At 33.9% G+C, this 7,238-nt stretch carries 4 protein-coding genes; 3 read left to right on the top strand and 1 reads right to left on the bottom strand.

What is annotated here, in order from left to right; genetic code table 11:
• Positions 1–431: 431 nt before the first annotated feature.
• On the top strand, positions 432–2,456 hold the full coding sequence (locus tag BUC17_RS13710) for a DNA methyltransferase (RefSeq protein ID WP_073365481.1): 2,025 nt from the start codon (positions 432–434) through the stop codon (positions 2,454–2,456).
• Between the two features lie 4 nt (positions 2,457–2,460).
• Positions 2,461–4,998: a DEAD/DEAH box helicase family protein gene (locus tag BUC17_RS13705; protein WP_073365479.1), complete on the top strand. Its 2,538-nt coding sequence runs from the start codon at positions 2,461–2,463 to the stop codon at positions 4,996–4,998.
• 323 nt (positions 4,999–5,321) lie between these two features.
• Here BUC17_RS13705 and BUC17_RS13700 read toward each other — a convergent pair whose 3' ends face one another.
• The gene (locus tag BUC17_RS13700; RefSeq protein ID WP_073365477.1) at positions 5,322–5,849 is read right to left on the bottom strand and encodes a hypothetical protein; all 528 of its coding nucleotides are present in this window, start codon (positions 5,847–5,849) and stop codon (positions 5,322–5,324) included.
• A 676-nt stretch (positions 5,850–6,525) separates the two neighbouring features.
• Here BUC17_RS13700 and BUC17_RS13695 point away from each other — a divergent pair.
• On the top strand, positions 6,526–6,831 hold the full coding sequence (locus BUC17_RS13695; RefSeq protein WP_083545013.1) for an SdpI family protein: 306 nt from the start codon (positions 6,526–6,528) through the stop codon (positions 6,829–6,831).
• The last annotated feature ends 407 nt before the right edge of the window (positions 6,832–7,238 follow it).

The following is a 7,238-nucleotide window of genomic DNA, read 5'->3' as shown; positions in this document are numbered from 1 at the left end:
TAATGTACTGCGCTCTTCCGGGGTAAGCCCTGTTAAAAATGGAAGATTGGTGTTGATGGCTTGTAATGCAGCTTTGACAGCATTAACTTGTTCTGTGGTGGCAGTGACATTCATACGATTAAAATTTAAGTTAGGCATAGAAATAATGGTTTATAAATTCATTTTGAAATTACACAAAACCGCCAAAAATCGCCAAAAGAAAGTGCCAAAAAAGTTATGTTTTTTTTAAAATATACACATCATGTATAGCGTTTTGTGCAATAGTTGTAACACTTGAAAAATAGAGTTGAGAAAATATTTACAAAAATATTTATTTGCTTGTAAAAAAAATATGAAATTCTAACTTTAGCTTACTTTTTCATTTTTGTCATTTACAAATGGTGTAATTTAAATTTTAATCTCAAATTTGTAAAAATTTCACTTGTGAAGCCATGAAGTTATACAAACAATTAGAAGATCAACTTAAAAAAGAACCCAACTATGTGACCGATAACGGAGAACTAAAAAAGTGGGTGGTGCTGAACAAAGCACACAATTTTGACGAAGAACTCATTGGACTGTTGCTCGACAACGCAGACCTGAAAGAGAAGTTTTTTGTAAATGTGAAAGGCACTTTGGTATTTAACCAAAACTTGTTTGTTCAGTTTTTGGAGCAGAAAAATTACCTGAACGACAGCTACACCCAATTCAAAAAAAAAGTTGGACTGACCATTGACGGCAAATACCTGAAACAACGAAACGAAGTGGCTTTAGTTTGGCCATTTAAAGACTGTATTTTGGAAGGCGGTCAAAGCCGTGAAGAAGACAAAAAAGAAGAAATATTCTTCAATGAAATATTGGCACAAGACGAAATTACCCAGCTTTTAGAACCAAAGGTTTTGACCAATGCCAAACGCATTGACAAAGACGGAGAAAAACCACTTGACCAATTTAACCGAAACGAGAACGGCACTATAACCGACAACCTGATTATCAAAGGCAACAACCTTTTGGCCTTGCATACGCTGAAAGAAGAATTTGCAGGAAAAGTAAAACTGATTTACATAGACCCGCCATATAATACAGGAAATGACTCATTTGGCTACAATGATAGTTTTAATCGTTCAACGTGGCTTACATTTATGCGAAACAGACTTTATGCAGCTAAAGCTCTATTGTCAAAAGACGGAATGATATGTGTTCAATGTGATGACAATGAAAACGCATACCTAAAAATTTTGATGGATGAAGTTTTTGAAAATCGGTTCTTAAACAATGTTGCTGTAAAAATGAGTGAAGCCAGTGGTGTTAAAATGAACCACGCAAAAGGTAGATTCCCCAAGTTAAAGGAGTTTATCTTGATGTATAAAATGCCAAATTTTAAGGGGTTTATTACCGTTGACAAATATGAACAAAAGGAATGGGACCCAGAAAATAATATTTTCATTGATAATTTAACCGAAGAACAACGTTCTAAACTAATTGAACTAGAAGCAAAAGAAATTAATGACGATACAGATGTTATTAAAGCAAATGAAATTCTTAAAAAGGCAAAGAAAATTTCTTTAGCGACTAAGTTAAAAGAACTTGACTTTGAGAATGAAGATAAGAAAAACGAATGGCTATTTAAGAATAGTTACAGAATTATAAAAACAGCAGGTTCTTCAAGCCTTGCCACATTAGTTAAAAGTTTAGACAATGTCCCAAAACAAGATATTGCAACAGCAGTATCTAAAAAAGGAGTGCTATTTTTCTACATTACAGATTTTAATAGAGATACTAAACAGCCACGTTTACAGGTTATTTTCGCTGACTCTAATATTTTCAAAAACCCTTGTGATTTTTGGCAAGATATTAAAACTACAGGTGCAATCGCTGAAGAAGGTGGTGTGAAATTAAGCAATGGCAAAAAACCTGAAAAAATTCTTTATAGATTAATAAAAATGATAACCAATGAAGGGGATGTTGTATTAGATTATCATTTAGGAAGTGGAACAACAACTGCCGTTGCTCATAAAATGAAAAGACAATTTATTGGCATTGAGCAGTTAGATTATGGAGAAAACGACAGTGTAAATAGATTAAAGAATGTAATCAACGGGGATGACACAGGAATATCAACCTATGAAGATGTAAATTGGAAAGGGGGTGGTTTATATGTTTATCTCGAACTCAAAAAATACAACCAAACTTTCATTGAGCGGATTGAAGAAGCCAATGACACAGAAGTCCTTTTGCAGATTTGGGAGCAGATGAAAACCAAAAGTTTCCTGAATTACAATGTGGACATTAAGAAGCAGGATGAGCATATGGAAGATTTCAAAGCCCTGAGCCTTGCCGAACAGAAACAACACCTTTGCGAACTATTGGACAAAAACCAATTGTATGTAAATCTATCTTCGCTCAATGATGCCGACTTTGCCTGCACCGAAGAAGAAAAGAAAGTAACCAAAGATTTTTACCAAATTAAGAAGTAAATAAATGGCGTTTTTATACGATATATTGATACAGGAATTTGGTAAAAGAGCCATTGCACAAGTTACTGTTCCTAATCACATAACCGACAATTTAAAGCCTGGATTTGGTCAGCGACCTTATCAAATTGAAGCGTTTCAGCGTTTCATTCTTTGCGATTCAGAGGATTTTGAAGGCAAACCCAAAAGACCGTTTCAATTGCTTTACAATATGGCAACAGGAAGTGGAAAGACTTTGATAATGGCTGGTTTGATGTTGCACCTATACCAAAAAGGCTATCGCAACTTTTTGTTTTTTGTAAACAGCAACAACATCATTCAGAAAACTAAGGACAATTTCCTCAATCCACAGGCTTCAAAATACTTGTTCAACGACAAAATTGTGATTGACGGAAAAGAAGTAATCATTAAAGAGATTGAGAACTTTGATGAAGCAGATGATAGAAATATTAATATAAAATTTGTTTCTATTCAAATGCTCACCTCAGGTTTACTTTTAAATGTTCGAGAAAACGGATTAAGCTTTGAAGATTTTGAAAATCGTAAGTTGGTTTTAATTGGTGATGAAGCCCATCACAATAATGCTGCTGTTTGGGGTGATTTAGTTGAAAAAATTCACAGTCTATGTTTTGAAAACATTCTTTTAGAATTTACTGCAACAATGGATTTTGAAAGTAAAGCAATTGTTGAAAAATATCAAGATAAAGTTATTTTCAAATACGACCTTGCCGAGTTTCGCAAAGACAAGTATTCCAAAGAAATCAACCTTATACGTACTTTGTATAACGAGAGCGAAAGAATCACTCAGGCGTTGATTTTGAATTTGTATCGTCAGGAATTGGCAACTTCAAACAATATCAATTTGAAGCCTGTAATTCTTTTCAAAGCCAAAAAAACAATCAAAGAATCGGAACAGAATAAAGAGAGTTTTCACAAACTAATTGATGATTTTTCGGTGACGATGGTAGAGAAAATTCAAAAGACCTCTACTGTTCCAATCGTTCAAAAAGCTTTCAGATTTTTTGAAGCCAAAGGCATTTCAGACAATGAAATTGTAAAACGTATTCAAGCCAATTTCAGATTTGAAAATTGCCTGAGTGCCAACAATGACGCAGAAGCCGAGCAAAACCAAATATTACTCAACACCTTGGAAGATGAAAACAATCCAATTCGTGCCATTTTTGCTGTTCAAAAATTGAATGAAGGTTGGGATGTATTGAATCTGTTTGACATTGTTCGTCTTTATGAAGACCGTGACGGTAAAGATGGAAAACCTGGAAAAACAACACTTTCTGAAGCACAGTTAATTGGTCGTGGCGCAAGATACTATCCTTTTGCTTTAGAAGTAGGTCAAGACAAGTATACCCGAAAATTTGATGATATTACCAATGACTTGAAAATTTTAGAAGAATTATATTACCACACAAAAGAAGATAGCCGATACATTTCAGAATTGAAGAAAGCCCTTGTAGATTCAGGGATTTATGAAGATGATGCTAATTTGGTTCAACTCAATTTGTTTTTAAAACCTGAATTTAAGAAAACAGATTTTTACAAAGACGGACATGTTTTCTTCAATAAGAAAGTGCCAAAGAGTTTTGACAACATAAAATCATTTGCTGACTTAGGAGTTAAAAATACAAACTATCGACACGTATTATCGTCTGGTGTTGGCAGAATGTCCAGTGCATTTTTTGAAATGGAAACAACACAATCAAATGATGAATTAATAAGAACTAAAGATGTTAAGCTGACTGAAATTCCGAATAATACAATCCGTTTTGCATTAAGTCAAAACCCATTTTTCTATTTCGACAGTTTATCACATTACTTTCCAAGCGTTGGTTCACTTTCCAATTTCATTGAAAGCTCAGACTTTTTAGCAGGTTTAGAAATCACATTTAGCGGAACAGCGAACCGACTTAAAGATATTAGCCATTTCGACTATTTGCAAGCCTTAAACGGACTTTTACAAAGTATTGAAGCAGATATAAAGAGTAACTCGACAGAATACGAAGGTTCAGACTATATCAAAGAACCAATTCATAAAGTTTTCAAAGACAAAGAAATCAAAGTTTACAAAGACAGCGAAAGAGCAGACGGGCAAGAAACATTGGTAGCCAACGAGCCTTGGTATGTTTACAATGCCAACTACGGAACAAGTGAAGAAAAGAAATTTGTAGAACTGTTTTCAAGACGATTTGAAGGACTGAATCAAAAGTTTGAGAACATTTACCTAATCCGTAATGAAAGAGAAATTAAAATCTTCGATAAACTTGGACGAGCCTTTGAACCAGACTTTCTGTTATTCTGTAAGCAACGTGACGGTAAAGAAATGTCTTTTCAAGTATTTATAGAACCGAAAGGAGAGCATTTAAAAGGTCACGACAAATGGAAAGAAGATTTTCTCAAGGAAATTGAAATAGATCAAAAGGTATTTCAAATTAATACAGATTTTTATTTAATAACTGCCGTACCTTTCTATAGTTATAACAATGAAAATGAATTTAAATTAAGATTAGAAAAGACATTAAAATTGGATTAGTTTAACTGGATAATCCCAACTCCTGTAAGATTTCTATTTATAGATTATAAAGTTATATTAACAAATGCTAAAGGAAAAAAGTAAAAAAAGACTATGGAAAACTGGGTATTGCATATAAACTTATCTTAAATATGAAACTAAATGACATCCCGTCAGCTGGGAAAAATAATATACAGAATAAAATAAAAGAAACATGTTAGAAGATGACAAACAGAATGGAGGTGGCTCCTCGGAAAGTTCTTCAAATAGTACTCCGCCGTCTACTCCAACTAGAGACTCGAATGACACTCAAACTAGAACAGAAAATGATAGTTCTTTTATAATTAAAGAATAATTATTAGTGAGTAAAGTGTTATCAGTGAAATTCCAATCAAGAGAATATAAATTGAAATCTTAAAATTACTTATTCTCTCAGATTGGATTTTTTTATTTTGCTTTATTGCCTCTTCCAAATTATAAATCCGATTTTTAAGAATCGAAAATTCTTCCCAATCCTTAAATACAATATCGTCGTGTAATAATTTACTTGGAATTGTACCTTTACTGTATGTTAATCTTGGATAGATGATTTTTAACAAATACCAAATTGAAGAACCAGTAACACAAATCAGAAACAAGCAAATTCTTATCAAATGTGAATTTACATTGATATCTGGAAAAGTCGAGGCTATGAAACCTAATACAGAAAACAATAATACTATGAGAATTTGAAAAATGGTATTTGCTTTATTTGTAATTATACTTTCTGAAGACAATGATTCATCCAAAACCATTTCAGCTTCTGATTTAAGTAATTTTAAAGCTTCAACAGATTCTATTTTATCCAAAATTTTTAATCGTTCACTTTCCATTGAGACCAAAAATAATATTTTATTAAGATAATTAAAAAAAGCATGAAATTGTATTTGAATAAATGAACATTAGTACCCCCGCTCCCACGGATTTACCTCCGCTATTCAGCTCAAACCTCGGGTGCAATCCGTGCGCTATCGTTCCATAATGTGCTTTCGTACCACTCCCCCCAAGCTCCCTGTAGTACCCCAAAATGACAACCGTGCAGTGACCCGCCCCAGCGATTGCAGCGGCATCCCCCGATAGCTATCGGGGATATAGCGGAAAGCGCGGCGGCTTGCCGGGGGCTAAAATGAATTTTGAATTATGAATTATAAATTATGAATTATGAGCCTGCCTTCCGTTAGGGAGGTTTTAAATTTTTAATTTTGAATTATAAATTTTGAATTATAAACCCGCTCTGCGAAGGCACCCAACTTTATAGCTCGTAAACTACCTGAAAATTAGTATTTGTTACCACGCGAAAGGATTGACTCCGTCGAATTTCATTTCGCGCGGTAGCGGAGGGTCCTCGGAGTTCTCTTCTTTGTGTGAAAAACGAGAAAAAACTAAGGGTGTGAATTGAACTATTTCCTATTTTGCAAGGGCTAAGCATCATTTGATGGGCTTGGAAACCGATTGGGGAGCAATTCTGCACTGTAAAGCAATTAAAAATTAATTAAATAGCCATACATAATGACCATAGTTTTAGTAGTACTTCTCGTGTTTTCAGTTTGTTTGAATCTGTTTCCTCCTTCAAAACCAAACTATTTATATGGGTATCAATTAGGGAGCGCCAAAAAGAGTTTGGAACATTGGAAAGTTGCCAATAAATATGCTTCTTCCTGTTTGATGGTACTGTATAGTGTGACGATCATTCTCGCATTGATTGAAAACCAACAGCATCTTGATTTAGGAATACCAATTGCTACAACACTTGTTTTTGGGGTGGTATTAATTTATTTTTTAGTTGAGAAACGACTAAAGAAATTGGACGAATAAAAATAGAAAAATCCCCGCTGCGCATCCCGATAGCTATCGGGACCTGACTTAGCGTTTGATCATAGAGAAAAGAAGAAAGAAGAAAGAAGAAAGAAGAAAGAAGCAAGAAAAAAGACGACCTTAGGGAAGTGAGAATGGCAATGGCAATGACAATGGCAAAATTCAATGGTAATAACAATGGCAATGACAAAATTCAATGGCAATGGCAATGGCAATGACAATGACAATGACAATTTCAAATTAAATAATGGCTGATCGCTAATTGCTAATGGCTAATTGCTAATTGCTAATGACTGAACACTGAAAATTGTGTACTGAACACTGTACTTCCCTAATTAGAGTTGACCGTTTTTAAACATTAATTTCATTGTTAAAAATAGTAATAGATTTTTGCTCAAAAGTACTTT

Origin of the sequence: Flavobacterium fontis (assembly GCF_900129405.1) — a bacterium.
In the GTDB taxonomy this organism is placed as follows: Bacteria; Bacteroidota; Bacteroidia; order Flavobacteriales; family Flavobacteriaceae; genus Flavobacterium; species Flavobacterium fontis.
The sequence above is the reverse complement of the archived record's forward strand: the minus strand, read 5'-3'. Positions and strand labels throughout refer to the sequence as shown.